The organism is Rhodococcus mengyinensis (assembly GCF_048381435.1).
In the GTDB taxonomy this organism is placed as follows: Bacteria; Actinomycetota; Actinomycetes; order Mycobacteriales; family Mycobacteriaceae; genus Rhodococcus_F; species Rhodococcus_F opacus_D.
Window position 1 is genome coordinate 83442 of sequence record NZ_JBLWIT010000109.1, and the last position, 15345, is coordinate 98786.

The 15345-nt window shown below is 66.9% G+C and carries 11 protein-coding genes and 1 pseudogene; 6 read left to right on the forward strand and 6 right to left on the reverse strand.

What is annotated here, in order from left to right; translation table 11 throughout:
* Nucleotides 1-25: 25 nt before the first annotated feature.
* Together ACNJ7E_RS22960 and ACNJ7E_RS22965 are read right to left on the reverse strand one after the other, a co-directional pair.
* Nucleotides 26-1720 carry a SulP family inorganic anion transporter gene (locus ACNJ7E_RS22960; protein WP_283332810.1) on the reverse strand — a complete coding sequence of 565 codons (1695 nt, stop codon included), beginning with the start codon at nucleotides 1718-1720 and terminating at the stop codon, nucleotides 26-28.
* A gap of 12 nt (nucleotides 1721-1732) precedes the next feature.
* Nucleotides 1733-2155 (reverse strand): DUF7144 family membrane protein, encoded by a 423-nt coding sequence (locus ACNJ7E_RS22965; protein WP_283353941.1) that lies wholly within the window; start codon nucleotides 2153-2155, stop codon nucleotides 1733-1735.
* A 171-nt stretch (nucleotides 2156-2326) separates the two neighbouring features.
* On the opposite strand from ACNJ7E_RS22965, the gene ACNJ7E_RS22970 reads away from it, so the two are divergent.
* Together ACNJ7E_RS22970 and ACNJ7E_RS22975 are read left to right on the forward strand one after the other, a co-directional pair.
* Nucleotides 2327-3451 carry an AI-2E family transporter gene (locus tag ACNJ7E_RS22970; RefSeq protein WP_283332806.1) on the forward strand — a complete coding sequence of 375 codons (1125 nt, stop codon included), beginning with the start codon at nucleotides 2327-2329 and terminating at the stop codon, nucleotides 3449-3451.
* Complete coding sequence (locus tag ACNJ7E_RS22975; RefSeq protein ID WP_418341054.1) at nucleotides 3448-5256, forward strand: alkyl/aryl-sulfatase; 1809 nt, start codon at nucleotides 3448-3450, stop codon at nucleotides 5254-5256. The genes ACNJ7E_RS22970 and ACNJ7E_RS22975 overlap by 4 nt, the downstream gene beginning before the upstream one ends.
* Nucleotides 5257-5438: 182 nt before the next feature.
* Here ACNJ7E_RS22975 and ACNJ7E_RS22980 read toward each other — a convergent pair.
* Nucleotides 5439-6466: pseudogene (locus ACNJ7E_RS22980) on the reverse strand (acyl-CoA dehydrogenase family protein).
* Between the two features lie 388 nt (nucleotides 6467-6854).
* On the opposite strand from ACNJ7E_RS22980, the gene ACNJ7E_RS22985 reads away from it, so the two are divergent.
* From ACNJ7E_RS22985 to ACNJ7E_RS22995, 3 genes are all read left to right on the forward strand, one after another.
* Nucleotides 6855-9407 carry a winged helix-turn-helix domain-containing protein gene (locus ACNJ7E_RS22985; RefSeq protein ID WP_418341093.1) on the forward strand — a complete coding sequence of 851 codons (2553 nt, stop codon included), beginning with the start codon at nucleotides 6855-6857 and terminating at the stop codon, nucleotides 9405-9407.
* Nucleotides 9408-9497: 90 nt separating this feature from the next.
* Nucleotides 9498-9746 (forward strand): DUF8691 family protein, encoded by a 249-nt coding sequence (locus ACNJ7E_RS22990; RefSeq protein ID WP_005253439.1) that lies wholly within the window; start codon nucleotides 9498-9500, stop codon nucleotides 9744-9746.
* Nucleotides 9747-9798: 52 nt separating this feature from the next.
* Nucleotides 9799-11607, forward strand: a complete 1809-nt coding sequence (locus ACNJ7E_RS22995) for a serine/threonine-protein kinase PknD (protein WP_418341055.1) — start codon at nucleotides 9799-9801, stop codon at nucleotides 11605-11607.
* Nucleotides 11608-11617: 10 nt separating this feature from the next.
* Here ACNJ7E_RS22995 and ACNJ7E_RS23000 read toward each other — a convergent pair whose 3' ends face one another.
* Both ACNJ7E_RS23000 and ACNJ7E_RS23005 read right to left on the reverse strand, forming a co-directional pair.
* Complete coding sequence (locus ACNJ7E_RS23000) at nucleotides 11618-11953, reverse strand: WhiB family transcriptional regulator (RefSeq protein ID WP_005562098.1); 336 nt, start codon at nucleotides 11951-11953, stop codon at nucleotides 11618-11620.
* Nucleotides 11938-12942, reverse strand: a complete 1005-nt coding sequence (locus ACNJ7E_RS23005; RefSeq protein ID WP_283353937.1) for an ROK family glucokinase — start codon at nucleotides 12940-12942, stop codon at nucleotides 11938-11940. The genes ACNJ7E_RS23000 and ACNJ7E_RS23005 overlap by 16 nt, the downstream gene beginning before the upstream one ends.
* A 229-nt stretch (nucleotides 12943-13171) precedes the next feature.
* Here ACNJ7E_RS23005 and ACNJ7E_RS23010 point away from each other — a divergent pair, with 229 nt between their 5' ends.
* Nucleotides 13172-14254: an ABC transporter ATP-binding protein gene (locus ACNJ7E_RS23010; protein WP_283332801.1), complete on the forward strand. Its 1083-nt coding sequence runs from the start codon at nucleotides 13172-13174 to the stop codon at nucleotides 14252-14254.
* A gap of 2 nt (nucleotides 14255-14256) precedes the next feature.
* Here ACNJ7E_RS23010 and ACNJ7E_RS23015 read toward each other — a convergent pair whose 3' ends face one another.
* Nucleotides 14257-15273 (reverse strand): LacI family DNA-binding transcriptional regulator, encoded by a 1017-nt coding sequence (locus tag ACNJ7E_RS23015; protein WP_283332800.1) that lies wholly within the window; start codon nucleotides 15271-15273, stop codon nucleotides 14257-14259.
* Nucleotides 15274-15345 lie beyond the last annotated feature (72 nt).

A 15345-nucleotide genomic window follows, 5' to 3' on the forward strand; every position in this document is an offset into this window, starting at 1 on the left:
ACAAAGGCGCACGGGTGCGGAGCGCCTACTGTCGGTGCGGTTCTGCGAGAGCCTCTCGCACGGTCGGATAGAGGCCGACGGGGGTCGCGCCCGAACCCGAGGTTCGTATCGTGTCCCGGAACTGCCCGATGTCCCGCGCCACACGTAGCTCGATTCCCCGGCGCGCGAGCACATCCCGCAACTGCACGAGCATTTGCGCGGCACTGACGTCGACGAACGGCGACGTCTCGGCGTCGAGGACCACCACGCGCGTGTCGTCGGTGCACATGTCCTCGATGCGGTCCTTGACGTGATCGGCGTTCGCGAAGAACAGTCCCGCCTCGACGCGCACCACGACCACGTGCGGTGTGGTCGGGAGGTCGGGGTGACGCTCGGCGTCCACCCACAGCGACCCTTCCTTCGCGAGCGCCGCGACGTGGGGACGCGACGCCCGGTAGAGCAGCAGCAGCATCGACACGCCGATGCCGATGACGAGTCCGGGCAGGGTGTCGAACAGGAGCACGCCCACCATCGCGGCGAGGGCGGCCGCGAAATCGGCTCGCGCGGCGTATCCGTAGATGCTGCCGAGCCTTTCGGTCCACACCCCGTAGAGCCGGCGCAGCGCGGAGATGTCGACGAGTTCGATGACGGCGGCGATGACCACCGCGGCGAGCGTCGCCTCGGGGAGTTTCTCGAACAGTCCGGTGAGGAACAGCAGGGTCACCACGGTCAGGACCGCGACGACGAGACCGCTGACCTGCGATTTGGCGCCGGCCCCGCCGTTGACCGCCGTCTTGGAGAGGCTGCCGTTCACCACCATCCCCGAGCACAGCCCGGAGCCGAGATTGGCTGTCCCGAGACCGAGGAGTTCCCGGTTGGCGTCCACCTCGTAGCCCTCTTTCGCGGCGTACGTCTTCGCGGCACCGAGCCCTTCGGCGAACCCGATGAGCAGCACGCCCACTGCGGGGCCGAGAAGGTCGATGTAGTCGTCGAAGCCGACACCGTCCGGCAGTCCCACCGACGGCAGACCGGAGTCGATGTGACCGACGATGTCGACACCTCGACCGTCCAAACCGAACACGGCGACCGCGGCGATACCGAGGAGGACGGCCAGCAGCGAACCGGGGACGAGCGGCAGCCACCGTGTGAATCCGAGAACCACGACGAGACTGAGCACACCGACGACGAGTGTGCCCCAGTCGATGTCGCCCAGGTGGCTGACGACTCCCCAGGCCTGTTCGAAGAAGTTGCCGTGCTCCTTCTCCACGCCGAGGAGGGCAGGAACCTGCCCGATGATGATGGTCAGAGCCAGCCCGACGATGAAGCCCTTCAGCACCGGCTCCGAAATGAACGACGCGATGAAGCCCAGACGGAGGAGCCCCGCGAGCAGCCCGGCGATGCCGGTGGCAATCGCCAGCACTGCTGTCAGGGCCGCGTACTTGCCGCCGTCCGCCCCGGCGAGCGGCGCGACGATGGCAGCCGACAGGGCGGCCGTCGCCGACATCGGCCCCACCACCAGATGCCGGGAACTGCCGGCCGCCGCGTAAAGGATCAGGGCGGGTATCGCCGCGTACAGACCGACGACAGGAGGAACTCCCGCGATGGTCGCGTAGGCCAGGGCCTCCGGTACCAGCACGGCCCACACGGTCAGGCCCGCGATCACGTCGGGCCTGACCCATCCTTTTTGATACTCCTGCAGCGAGCCGAACACCGGCCAGGTGCCGGTCGCGGAACTCACCACGTCGTCATCGTCCTAGTCCCTGGCGGTGTCCCAGGTGGTGACCGCCCAGATCACGACGACGTCGAGCGCGATGATCAGAATCGACCACAGCGGGTAGTACGGCAGCCAGAGGAAGTTCGCGAGGATCGACAGCGCGGCGATGCAGACGGCCACGACACGGGCCCAGGTGGCGCCCGTCATGAGGCCGATCGCGCTGATCACGAGGACGACACCGAGAACGATGTGGATCCATCCCCACGCGGTGGTGTCGAACTGATAGGTGTATTGGACGCCGATGACCAGCAGGTCGTCGGACGCAACCGCGGCGATGCCCTGGAAGAACGAGATCACGCCGACGGTCAGCAGCAATATCGCCGCTGCCAGCGACGTTCCCGCGGCAAAGCCCTGTTTGACAGGGCTGGTGGTCCTGGACTCCGGATGTGTCGTCATGTCCATGCCCTTCTCGAAAGGATGTGCTCGAACAGTGGAATCCTGCGGCTTCGCGATGGCATCGGCATCATCCGCGCCGGGTGATCCTCATCTGCAACGGATGATGTGTCGTCGTCGGCCGGGTGCAACAGTCGATTCGGGGCACCCCGTTGGCCGATTGTTGCGAAGGGACACGCGATGACCGATCCGCAGGACGTATCCGGCGCGGCGCCGGATTCTCAGTGGTCGATGCCGCGGGGCCTGATCGTGATCCTCGGCCTGGCCGCGCTCGTCGTCACCGTGGCGGGGATCCAGGTGGCCGCGTCGATAGTCGGCCCGATCTTCCTCGCGCTCATGCTGACCGTCGCGGTTCACCCGCTGCCCGAATGGCTTCACCGAAAAGGTCTCCCGACCTGGCTCGCCACGATCGCAGCGATCCTGGTCGTCAACAGCATCATTCTCGTCCTCGTGCTGTCGCTGGCCCTGTCGGTCGCCCAGCTCGCCACGCTCCTACCGGAGTACGCGGACGACTTCACCGCCCTCATCGATGACGCCCAGAGCTTCCTGAACAGCAACGGCGTGAACTCGACCGATTCCCAGACCCTGCTCTCCCAGGTGGATTACGGCAAGGTCTTCGGCTTCGTGGAGGCGATCCTGCAGTCAATGCTGGGTGTCTTCTCGAATCTGCTGTTCGTCCTCGCCCTTCTGCTGTTCATGGCCGTCGACGGAAGTTCCTACGGTGCGCGGATGCGGATCGTCACGCAGATGCGTCCCGACATCGCCACCGCTCTCACGTCGTTCTCGGCCGGGACCCGCACGTACCTGATCGTGTCCACGGTCTTCGGGCTGATCGTCGCCGTCATCGACACCGGGGCACTGTGGGCGCTGGGAATTCCGCTGCCGATCCTGTGGGGACTGCTGTCGTTCATCACCAACTACATCCCGAACGTCGGGTTCATCCTGGGGCTGGTTCCGCCGGCCCTGCTCGCACTGCTCCAGGGCGGTCCAGGACTGATGCTGACAGTCATCGTCGTGTACAGCGTCATCAACGTCATCATCCAGTCGGTGATCCAGCCGAAGTTCGTCGGTGACGCGGTGGGCCTGTCCGTGACGTTCACGTTCCTGTCGTTGGTGTTCTGGGCGTGGATCCTCGGGCCGCTCGGCGCGATCCTGGCAATCCCGTTGTCGTTGATGGCGAAGGCGCTGCTGATCGACATCGACCCGTCCACGCGGTGGGTGAACACGATTCTCAGCAGCGCTCCCACTCCCCCTGCACCGGTTCCTGCCCCCTCCCCACCGCGACACGAGAAGGAAGAATCATGACACCCGATTTCTCGGACACCACCGATTTCGAGGACTCCGACCGCGGTTTCGTCGACCGTCTCGACCCCTGCACCGTCACGAGTGGGGACGGTCGCGTGGTGTGGGACATGCAGGAGTATTCGTTCCTGAACGGTGACTGCCCGGACACCGCCCACCCGAGCCTGTGGCGTCAGTCGCAACTGTGCGCGAAGAACGGTCTGTACGAAGTCACCGAGGGCATCTACCAGCTACGCGGAATCGACCTGTCCAACATGACGATCGTCGAGGGCGAGACGGGTGTCCTGGTGATCGACCCGCTGATCTCGCAGGAAACGGCGGCAGCAGCGCTCGCGCTGTACCGGAAGAACCGTGGCGACCGGCCCGTCACCGGAGTCATCTATACGCACTCCCACATCGATCACTTCGGTGGTGTCGTCGGCGTTCTCCCGGACGGTCGCGGCGACGTCCCGATCCTCGCCCCCGAAGGTTTCCTCGAACACGCGGTCTCCGAGAACGTCTATGCCGGAACGGCAATGGGCCGGCGCGCCACCTACATGTACGGACCGCTGCTCCCCAAGGGCCCGCGCGGGCACCTCGGGGCGGGGCTCGGAACGAACACCTCGACGGGTCGACCCGGACTGATCCCACCGACCGTCGACATCACCCACACCGGCCAGGAGGAAACCGTCGACGGCATCCGGATCGTCTTCCAGGTGACGCCGGGGACGGAGGCGCCCGCCGAGATGAACTTCCTGTTCCCCGACCACCGGGCACTGTGCATGGCGGAGAACGCCACCCACAATCTGCACAATCTCCTCACGCTGCGGGGCGCGCTGGTCCGGGACCCCCGCGCCTGGTCGCGGTACCTCGACCAGGCGATCGAGATGTTCGACGGCGGCTACGACGTCGCTTTCGCCTCCCACCACTGGCCGACGTGGGGTCGCGACCGGGTGGTGACATTCCTGTCGCAGCAGCGCGACCTGTACCAGTACCTGCACGACCAGACCCTGCGGATGCTCAACACCGGGATGACGGGAATCGAGATCGCCGAGGACTTCCCGCTACCGCCTGCTCTCGAATCCGCTTGGCACGCACGTGGTTACTACGGCTCGGTGAGCCACAACGTGAAGGCGATCTACCAGCGGTACATGGGCTGGTTCGACGGCAACCCGACGTCGCTGTGGCAGCACCCACCGGAGAACGCGGCCACGCGGTACGTCGAATGCATGGGCGGTCAGGACGAGGTCCGGGCCAAGGCTCAACGGTATTTCGACGACGGCGACTTCCGGTTCGCCGCCGAACTCTCGAAGCATGCGGTGTTCGCAGACCCGTCGGACAGCGACGCGAAAGAACTGCTCGCCCGCACCTACGAGCAACTCGGGTTCGGTGCGGAGAACGCGACGTGGCGCAACTTCTACCTCACGGGTGCACTCGAACTGCGCGGCGGCATCGTCGCCCCGCCGCTCAGCGACCTCGGCGCAGACATGCTGAGCGCACTCACGATCGAGCAGATCTTCGACTCCGTCGCCCTCCGCATCAACGGCCCACGCGCCTGGGACAAGTCCCTCGTCGCGGAGTGGCACTTCACCGAACCCGAAGCGCACTACCGGACGACGCTGTCCAACGGTGCGCTCATCCAGACGGTCGCGCCGAGGACCACGACGCAACCGGACGTCTCACTGACCCTGACGAAGATGCAGTTGCTCGGACTGTTCGCCGGCAAGGGACTGGAGGGCATCGAGGTGACGGGTGACCCGTCGAAGCTCCTTGTCCTCACGGAACTCCTCGACGCACCCGACAGCGCGTTCCCGATCGTCACGCCGTAGGCGCTTCGCGCCCGTGCGCCTTTTTGGTAGCTGGGACAACCAGAAAGGCGCACGGGCGGCGAAGCCGCCTACCCGTCTGTGATGAGCGCCCACAGGCCCCGTTCCCCGCCGATCTGTGGCGAAGACCTGGTCGAGCATGCGTGCGAACTCCCGCATCTCGGTGTCGGTTGCCGGTCCGGTCATCAGCGCATCCCCAATCCCCGCGCGATGACACCGCGCAGAATCTCACTCGTACCGCCTCGCAGGGTGAACCCGGGGCGCTGCATCACGCCGGCACGGACCAGTTCGGCGAACCGTTCGCTGCCTGCCTCCGGTTCGCCGGCCAGTTCCTCGACGAGGTGGCGATATCACCCTCGGCCTTCGGGCCGAGGACCTTCACCACCGAGGCGCCCAGCTCGGCGTCGTCACCACGCCCCAATGCCTCCGACACCGCGCGGGACATGTGATGCAGGCCGAAGGTCCGGGCGACGAGCGCTCCGATGCGGGCATCGGCCGGTAGCCGTCCCTCCCGGATTTCCTCGGCCATCGCGGCGAGGATCGGGAACGTGGACATGAACCGTTCCGGCCACTGCGTTCGAACCCGAGTTCGGACGTGACCTGCTTCCAGCCTTCGCCGATGCGGCCGAGCACCAACTCGTCCGGCACGAACACGTCGTCGAGGATCACCTCGTTGAAATGGTGGTCGCCCGACATCGACAGGAGGTGGGCGCCGGACGTCCACAATTTGGTCCCGGTGATCCGCCAGCCGCCGTCGACCCGGACCGCTTTCGTGCGGACGCTCGCGAGGTCGGAGCCCGATTCCGGTTCGCTCATTCCGATCGCCCAGCTGATCTCGCCGCCCGCGATTCCCGGGAGGAACCGCTGCTTTTGTTCCTCGGTGCCGTAGGTGAGCAGCGACGGTGCGGCCTGCCGGTCCGCGACCCACTGTGCGGCGACGGGCGCGCCGACGGCCGGCAGTTCTTCGGTGACGACGAACCGCTCCATGAACGTGCGACCCTGCCCGCCGTACTCCGCCGGGATCGTCATGCCCAGCCAGCCGCGGGCTGCGAGGGCCTTCGTGAAGTCCGGATTCCACCGGGTGAGCCAGTGTCCACACCGGGTGTGAACACGCCGGCGTCGATCTGCTCGCGCAGGAACGTTCGCACCTCGGCCCGCAACGCGTCGAGTTCGTGATCGGGTGGCCCGCGGCCGGCACCACTTGTGTGTGCATCCTGTCTACTTCCGTTGACGAGTGTGTCGAATGCTTCCGCAGGCTCACGCCTGCAACGCGGCTTCGGCCAATTTTCTCAGGTCCCCGCGGAGTGACGGACTCCGAATCGGGTGCACGATCGCGATGACGAGGTAGTCTGAACACCATCACGACAGCGTGGCGTTCCCGCTCGGTAAAACACGTTCACCCACACAAAACAACGCATTCTCGCTAAAATCGTCCCACCGGCCCACTGCGTCGGGGATTGGCGTTTGTCGAAGATCGTTTCTCGGTGCAGCGAGAATTGGGGGTCGGCGTGACGGCAGCACCTCTCGGCGAATTTCATCTGAGCACTCGAATACCTACGAGTGCAGGGGGTCGGACGGTTACCCGGACCCGCTTGCACACCATGCTCACCGAAGCGCTCACCGACGACGCCCATCCCTGCCCGGTGGCGCTCGTCTGCGCACCGGCCGGGTCGGGAAAGACGCGGGCCGTGGCCGACTGGGCGCGGGAACTGCTCGCCGCTGGCGACGCTCCGACCATTGCGTGGCTCACGATCGAGGAGCGGCACAACGACCTCGACGTCGTCCACCGGGCGATCCTTCGCTCACTCACCGACACCGGGAATCCTCGCGTGCAGAAGGCCTGCGCCGGGCTCGATTCCGAGGCACCGGACCTCGGCGCGCAGTTGTCGGCCGCGTTGCACGAACTCGGCGAGAACATCTGGATGATCATCGACGACGCCCACCTCCTTCGCGACACCGACGTACTCACCGACCTCGAGTCGTTCATGCGCTGGCAACCTCCGATGCTGCGAACGGTCATCATCGGGCGGTTCGAGCCGCCGCTGGCATTGCAGCGACTTCGCCTGGACGGCAAGCTGTTCACGCTCTCAGCCAAGAATCTCGCCTTCACGTCCGACGAGGCGGCCGAGATGCTCGACGAGCACGACGTCGTGCTGAGCGCGGACGATCTCGACGCGCTGATGGATCGCACGGAGGGCTGGGCTGCCGGAATTCGTTTGGCGGGAATGTCTTTGGAAGGACATCCGGATCCGAGCCGGTTGATCGCCGAGTTCACGGGCGACCGCCGGGCCGTTGCCGATTATCTCATCGAGGAGGTCCTCGCCGGCCAGACCGACGAGATGCGCGAGTTCCTCCTGCGCACGTCCGTACCGGCCTCGTTCACAGTCGAACTCGCGGAGAAGCTCACCGGCTGCACGGATGCGCACGGCAACATCGACTGGCTCGAACACCACAATTTTCTGATCAGCCGAATCACCGACAGCCCCACCCACTATCGTTACCATCCGCTGCTGCGGAGTTATCTGCGGGCGGAGATCAGCCGGATCGGACACGTCGAAGTCGAGCATCTCGAATTGACGGCCGCCCACTGGCACGACGAATTCGGGGACGCGCTGCTCGCACTCGAGCACGCGGTGAACTCCGGTGATCACGACGAGATCGTGGCGCTGCTCGCCCGGACTTCGCTGGCCCTGATCGTCGGAGGTCATGGAGAGGCCGTCGACCGGCTCCTCACCCGGGCACCCCGATCTTCGCAGGACCACCCGTCGGCGCGGCTCATCCGCGCCGCCGCGGCGCTCGCATCCGGCAACATCCCGGTGGCCACGTCCACCCTCGAGCTTCTCGACCGCAGGCGGTCGGGGTTGCTGGTGGACGGTGCCGCCGAGTCCCGGTTACACCTGCTGCTCCGCGAATCGCTCCGAGTGCAGACAGCGATCGGCACCGGCGACATCGAGACCGCCCTGAACCGGCTGCGCAGCGTGGGTGTCGGATCGAGCGGCGATCCCGACCTCGACGCGTTCGTCCTGCTCCAGGAAGGGCGCGCGCTGCTGTTCCTCGGGCGGAACGACGAGTCGGAGGTCGTGCTCGGGAAGTCGCTGGCCCACGCTCGACTCGGCGATGCGCCGCTGGGCGTCATGTACTGCCTGGGAACTCTCGGTGGCGTCGCGATGTCGCGGGGAGACGTGGTGCGGGCGTCCGCGCTGGCCGACGAGGCACTGGCGATCGGCCGGACCCATTCTGCAACGGGCGATCCGACATTCCAGCTGGCGAAGCTCATCGACTCCTGGTGCCGCTACATTCGGATGGACCCCGATGCCGCACGTCTCGCCGCCGAGTCCGCCGAGGCGCTGCGTCGCGCAAATACCGAGACGGCGGGTTTCGCCGACGGCGCCGCCACCCTGTTCGGTCTCGACGAGACCGGAAACCGGCACAGTTCGGTGACGACGCTGCACGCGGAGAGCCCCGTGTCGTCCTCGTTGCCGGTTCCGCCCGGCATCCGGGCGGTGTTGCTGCCTGCCATCCAGTACGCCTATCTGTTCGCCGGCGAGACGGGGTGGGCGCACGAGCTGGCGTCCGAGACGCATGCCCTTCTCGGACCCACCGGCGACACAGCCGTCGTCGAGGCGATCGTCCATCTGCACCTCCATCGCCTCGACCTGGCACGTAAGACACTCCAACCCGTCCTGGACGGTGAACTGGAGTGCGCGGCGGGAACCAACCTGATCGCGGCATGGCTCGTCGACGCGTCGATCGCGCTTGCCCGCAAACATGATTCACGAGCCCACAGCGCGCTCACCGAGGCGTTGCGTCTCGCCGAACCGCAGTCGGCGTTGCGCCCGTTCCACGACTGCGGACCGCAGATCCGGGAACTACTCGTGCGGAGCACTGGCCGGTTCGGTGTCCTCGAACCCTTCGCGGAGAGGCTCCGAGCGTCGTTCCCGCGGTCGGAGAGTGCTGCGTCCGACATGTTGACTCCCCGCGAACTGGAACTCCTCGTGGAACTTCCGTCGTGGCGGACCGCCGAGCAGATCGCCGCAGATCTGTGCGTGTCGGTGAACACCGTGAAGACCCACCTGCGCGGGATCTACCGCAAGCTCGGCGTCACCTCCCGCCGCGACGCCATCGCCGCCGCGCAACACAACGGCTTGCTCTGAGCCGGTTCACCACTTGCGGGTGAGGCGCGTTGCCGTTTCGTCGGTCACCCTGAAATCTACGGCTGACCGAGTTCTGGAACGACGATGCGAATGAAGGAGCCCGCCGTGGTGCGTCCTGAATCGAACTGGCCCGGCAAGGTCAGGTACGCCTTCCTGATCAGCGGCGCCCTGTCCGATCGGGTGCTGGCCGCGTTCCCCGAGTTGGACGTCTCGGACGTCACGACCGGTGACACCACGCTCTACGGCCCGGTCGACAGCCCGACAGATCTCCGGGGCATGCTGGCACGCTTCGACGCGCTGGGACTGACCGTCATCGAGATGCGGCGGCTACCGGACTGACCCGGCGTCGGGGTTCAATGGATGGAGGGCCCAGGGAGGCGGTGAAGCCGATGTGAGCGGCGAGTTCGAACCGGGCACGGTGTTTGCCGGCTACGTGATCGAACGGGTTCTGGGACGAGGCGGCATGGGTACCGTCTACCTCGCCCAGCATCCCAACCTGCCGCGCAAGATCGCCCTCAAACTGCTCGACACGTCGTGGACGAACGACGACTACGTCCGGTCACGCTTCGAATCGGAAGCAGACCACGCCGCGCATCTCGATCATCCCAACATCGTCACCGTCCACGACCGCGGCCGCGAAGCCGGCAGGTTGTGGATCGCGATGCAGTACGTTCCCGGCAGCGACGCCAGGAAAGCGCTCGGCTCCGGCGCCCTGGACGTCGAACGCGCCGTGCACATCGTCAGCGAGACAGGGAAGGCACTCGACCACGCCCACGAGGCCGGGATTCTGCACCGCGACGTGAAGCCGGCGAACATCCTGCTCGCGCCGGGCGACCCCGAACGGGTCCTGCTCACCGATTTCGGCACCGCCAAGGCCCTGGACGAAACACATCAGCTGACCCGCACCGGGATGTTGGTGGCGACCCTGCACTACGCCGCGCCCGAGCAGATCGAGGGCGAGAAACTCGACCATCGCGTCGACATCTACGCGTTGGGCTGCACCTTCTTCCACCTGCTCACCAACGAACCGCCGTACCCCGGCAACACCGCGTCCTCGGTGATGCACGGCCATCTGAACGGACCGATTCCCCAGCCGAGCGTGGTGCGCCCCGGGCTGCCCACCGGTGTCGATGCGGTCGTCGCGCGCGCCATGGCCAAGAACCGCGAAGAGCGCTACTCGACCTGTCGTGAGTTCAGCGACGCCATCCGCGCGATCGAGTGGACCGGGCCCGGCCACGTGACCCGGCCTGCTGCCCTGGCCGACCCCGCCGCGACCACCCGCGCGAGCGGCCCGGACGTGACCCGCCCCGACACCGAGCCGGGTGCGGCGCCCACGAAACCGGCAACGGTCGGGGGGCGGCGGACGCGCCGGGTGCTCGCCGCGCTGCTGGCCGGCGTCCTCGTCCTCGTCGTCGCGGCCGTCGCCTATGTCGCCTGGCCGGGAGAGGAGTCGACGAGCGCACAGGTCGAGCTCCCGCTGACCGGTCTACAGGGTCCGGCCGGGCTCACGGTCTCGGGCACCGGAGACCTGTACATCGCCGACAGCGCGGCCAAACAGGTCCTGAAAGTGAGCGCCGGGACGTACGAGCAGACAGTTCTTCCCTTCACGGGACTCGAGGTTCCGCAGGGAGTCGCGGTTAGTGCGTCCGGCGACGTGTACGTCTCCGATCTGGTGACCAACACCGTGACGATGCTGCACGGCAGCACCCAGGTGCCAATGCCGTTCGCCGGTCTCGACCAGCCGTTCGGAATTGCACTCGGGCCGGACGCCACGCTGTATGTCGCCGATACCCTGAACAATCGGGTGATGTCGCTGCACGACGTCACCGCGGCTCCCGTCGCGGTGCCGCTGACGGTGATCGGCCCGTTCGCCGTCGCCGTCAGTGAACACGGGGATCTCTACGTCGGCACGCCCAACAAGGTTCTCGCGTGGAACGCCGCCACCCATGCCCAGAGCTATCTGCCGTTCACCGACCTCCAGAGCGTCGGTGGTGTCGCGGTCGACGAGGAGGGAACCGTGTACGCCATCGATCAGAACCACAATCGCATCCTGCGGCTGGCCGCCGGTTCGGACGAGCAGGAGGTTCTCCCGTTCTCCGGGCTGGACCAGCCGGAGGGGATCGCCGTGTCGAGCCGAGGCGACGTGTACGTCGCGGACACCGACAACAGCAGAGTGGTCATGCTGCCCGCCGGAAGCTGACCGCTCGCGCTCAGGCCTGGCGCGCCAGATCGAAGCCGAAGGATTCCGCGACGGCCTCGTCCACCCGGCCCTGGTGATTGGCGAGGAGCTCTTCACGCTCGTTCGCGGAGAGTCCACCCCAGATACCGTACGGTTCACCGACACTGAGCGCATGCTCCCGGCACTGCACCAGCACGGGGCATCCGCGGCAGATCATCTTGGCGCGGAAGTCCCGCATCTCGCGTGCCCGGCCACGTTCGCGGTCGGGGTGGAAGAACGTGGACGACTCGTAGCCGCGGCATGCGGCGTCCCTCTGCCAGTCCCACACCTCGGCGACCGGAATGGGAAGACTCAACCGATTGGACATTGCACTCCTCCAGATACTCGTGAGCCGTTGTGTGCGAGCCCGAGAACTCGTTCCCGGGCCAGATCGGCGGCGCCGACGATGCCGACGTTCGCGCCGAGTTCAGCCAGTCGCACCTCGGCGACCGGTCGGTGTGCGCGTCCGGTGAGACGGTTCTCGAACGCGGCGGCGGCGGGACCGCGCAGCAGTTCGCCCGCCTCGCACACTCCCCCGCCGATGATGAACAGGTCGGGGTCGAAGAACGCCGCGATGTCCGCCATGCCGTGCCCCAGCCAGGAGCCGATCACCCGGAAACACTCGAGCGCGGCGGGGTCGCCCTCCTGCGCGGCCGCGGTGATGTGCAGGCCCGTGATGGCGTCCGCCCGTCCGCCGGCGCGGGTCAGGAGGTCGGCGGCGAAACCGGGCGAGACGTTCGCCAGATCCTGCGCTTCGCGGACGAGCGCCCGCCCACTGGCGTAACGCTCCCAGCAGCCGTGGTTGCCGCAACCGCATCGGCGACCGTGCGGTTCGACGTTGAGATGCCCGAATTCGGCGGCCACACCGAACTTGCCGCGATGGAGCACGCCGTCGACGACGATGCCGCCGCCGATCCCGGTTCCGACCGTGAGCACGACGACGGTCTGCCCCGTCCGCCCGGCCCCGAAACGCGCCTCGCCCCATGCCGCGGCGTTGGCGTCGTTCTCGACCACCGTCGGCAGTCCGCACGCCGCTTCGACCACCTCACCGAGAGGCTCGTTGCGCCAGGCCAGATTCGGGGCGAAGAGCACGGTGCTCAGGTCCGCGGCGACGAAGCCGGCCGCGCCGATGCCGACCGCCTGCACCGGGTGGGTGTCCGCCAGTTCGCGGACGAGTTCGGCGATGACGTTCTCGACACGGCGCGCATCGTGGGACGGGGTGTCACGACGCACCATCCGGTGGATGACTCCTTCGGTGTCGACCACGCCGGCTGCGATCTTCGTGCCACCCACGTCGATGCCAATTGTCAGAGCCATGTCTCGTGTCCTCTTCAAATCTGCGAGTGAGGGGTGTCACGCTGACAGTAGAGGACCTTTGGATTTTCATCAATACACACTTCCGTCTTTTCGAGAACAAAGCCTGCTCGCCTCCAAGTGGACAAGCACTGTGATCTAGGCCATAGTTCTTCCTCGTCGGTACCTGCCGACACACCCCTAACACTCGGATCGTCCGGCACGTTCCTGCCGGTGGAGGGATTCATTTCTCATGGCAACAATCACGTACGACCGCGCGACCAGGCTCTTTCCCGGCTCGGACGTCCCCGCGGTCGATCAACTCGACCTGCACATCGAGGACGGCGAGTTCCTCGTCCTCGTCGGCCCGTCCGGCTGCGGCAAATCCACCTCGCTGCGAATGCTCGCCGGACTCGAGGACGTCGACGGCGGGCAGATCCTGATCGGCGGCCGCGACGTCACGCATTCCGAACCCAAGGACCGCGACATCGCGATGGTCTTCCAGAACTACGCGCTGTATCCCCACATGACCGTCGCGGAGAACATGGGCTTCGCCCTCAAACTCGCGGGTACCGACAAGTCCGAAATCCGCAGGCGCGTGGGGGAAGCCGCCGACATGCTCGACCTCGGCGCCTACCTGGACCGCAAACCCAAGGCCCTCTCCGGCGGCCAGCGACAGCGGGTGGCGATGGGCCGCGCCATCGTCCGGCAACCCCAGGTATTCCTGATGGACGAGCCGCTGTCGAACCTCGACGCGAAACTCCGGGTGCAGACCCGCACCCAGATCGCCCAGCTCCAGCGCCGACTCGGCACCACCACCGTCTACGTCACCCACGACCAGGTCGAGGCCATGACGATGGGCGACCGGGTCGCCGTCCTCAAGGGCGGCGTGCTGCAGCAGTGCGCGTCCCCTCGCGAGCTCTACCGCCGGCCCGCAAACGTCTTCGTCGCGGGATTCATGGGTTCACCGTCGATGAACCTGTTCACCGTGCCCGTCACCGACGGCGGGGTGCAGATCGGTGACCAGCTGGTTCCCGTTCCCCGCGACGCCCTGACCGCGGCGGGCGGGCGTGAGGTGATCTTCGGGATCCGGCCCGAGCATGTCGAGATCGCCGACTCCGGCGGACTGAAACTCGAGATCGACGTCGTCGAGGAACTCGGCTCCGAGGCATTCGTGTTCGGCCGCACCACGGTCAACGGCCGGGTCGAGAGCCTGGTCGCACGGGTCGACTGGCGGAACCCACCCGAAAAGGGCCAGGTCGTGCACGTCCGCGTCGACGAGGCACACGCGCACCTCTTCGCCACCGACGCGGCGGGCGAGCGTCTCGTGCGCTGACGTCAGAGTTCCGGAGGGCGGGCGGTCGAGCCCCGAACCACCAGGTGGGTCGGGAGCACGACCGCCCGTTCCGCAGGTTCCCGTCCGCTGAGTAGTTCCACGACCACCCGGCCGGCCGCCGCGCCCTGTTCCCCGACCGGCTGCCGCACCGTGGTCAGGTCTGCCAGCTCGGCCGTCGGGTGATCGTCGATCCCGATCACCGACATCCCGGCCGGAACGGGAACCCCCGCACGTCGCAGCGTGCGCAACGCTCCGACGGCGACCTCGTCGGAATGGCAGAACACTGCGGTGGGCACCTCGGCACGGCTGAGCAGCAGTTCCATGCCGCGCTCACCGCCCTCGATTCCCCAGGGAACTGTCGCCGTGCAGTCGTCGTCGAGTCCGGCGTCGGCGAGAGCGGCATGGAACCCCGCCACCCGGGCGATGTCGCCCTCCCAGTACTGACCCTCCGGGTCCACGGTGCGGATCATTCCGATCCGGGTGTGGCCGATCCTGATCAGGTGCCCGACGGCCTGACGCGCGGCCAGCTCGTCGTCGATCCGGACGGACGGGAACTCGCCGGCGTGCGCGCCGATGACGACCACGGTCACATCCATCTCCTCGAGCCGCGCCCGCTCCGGCCCGGTGAGAGGAAACGCCACGGCGATGACGGCATCGACCTTGCGGCGCAAGGGAAGCCGTTCGAAGAACGATTCGCGCTGGGACGACTCCTCGAGGCAGTACAGCAACACGTCCAGGTCCGCGGCGCGGAGTTCGTGTTCGATGCCGGCGAGAATCCGCGAGTAGAACCAGGCGTCGATCCACGGCACCACGACGGCCACCCGGCCCGTCGCGCCACCCGACAGCTTCGACGCCTCGGGTGAGATGACGTACGCCAACTCGTCGGCGGCCCTCTGAATTCGCAATCGGGTCGCCTCGGAGACGCCGCGTTCGCCGCGCAACGCGCGCGAGACGGTGGCGATCGAGACGCCGGTGCGGCGCGCGACGTCGGCCATGTTGACGGACTGCTTGGGGATCACGTTCCCACAGTAAGCGAGCAACGCAAATATTTGCGTTGAATCCTCACAGAATCCGTGGCGCTGAAGTGCGCA

What these genes read in the sequence shown, in the direction of transcription:
- ACNJ7E_RS22965 (WP_283353941.1), bottom strand. Translation starts at nt 2,155, where the DNA reads ATGGACATGACGACACATCCGGAGTCCAGGACCACCAGCCCTGTCAAA.
- ACNJ7E_RS22970 (WP_283332806.1), top strand. Translation starts at nt 2,327, where the DNA reads ATGACCGATCCGCAGGACGTATCCGGCGCGGCGCCGGATTCTCAGTGG.
- ACNJ7E_RS22975 (WP_418341054.1), top strand. Translation starts at nt 3,448, where the DNA reads ATGACACCCGATTTCTCGGACACCACCGATTTCGAGGACTCCGACCGC.
- ACNJ7E_RS22985 (WP_418341093.1), top strand. Translation starts at nt 6,855, where the DNA reads ATGCTCACCGAAGCGCTCACCGACGACGCCCATCCCTGCCCGGTGGCG.
- ACNJ7E_RS22990 (WP_005253439.1), top strand. Translation starts at nt 9,498, where the DNA reads ATGAAGGAGCCCGCCGTGGTGCGTCCTGAATCGAACTGGCCCGGCAAG.
- ACNJ7E_RS23000 (WP_005562098.1), bottom strand. Translation starts at nt 11,953, where the DNA reads ATGTCCAATCGGTTGAGTCTTCCCATTCCGGTCGCCGAGGTGTGGGAC.
- ACNJ7E_RS23005 (WP_283353937.1), bottom strand. Translation starts at nt 12,942, where the DNA reads ATGGCTCTGACAATTGGCATCGACGTGGGTGGCACGAAGATCGCAGCC.
- ACNJ7E_RS23010 (WP_283332801.1), top strand. Translation starts at nt 13,172, where the DNA reads ATGGCAACAATCACGTACGACCGCGCGACCAGGCTCTTTCCCGGCTCG.